The 255-nt window shown below is 58.0% G+C and carries 1 protein-coding gene; it reads right to left on the minus strand.

Going from position 1 to position 255, the window contains the following annotated elements; translation table 11 throughout:
• The coding region (locus tag O2S87_RS19260; RefSeq protein WP_475410265.1) for an IS66 family transposase at nucleotides 1-255 on the minus strand (255 nt) is incomplete at both ends.

Genomic DNA, 255 nt, shown 5'->3' on the forward strand with positions numbered 1-255 from the left:
TACTACTGAACGCCGGATATGCCGTCCACCCATCACAAATGACCGTTCCCGCTAAGTCCTCGCCGAGGACTTCTGCGGGAACATCACTCCCACGACTCTCTCTGACTGCGTACAACGTGTGCTGGCTCGTCCGAAACGTCCAGATCCATGCCTGCTCACCGTCGCGTTTGACGCCTGTTTCGTCGATGTGAACTACGTCAGCATCTTGTATCTCTTGTCGGAGCTGCTCGTACTCGCAGCGACCGGCGCGCGCTG

The organism is Halohasta sp. A2, assembly GCF_056175805.1.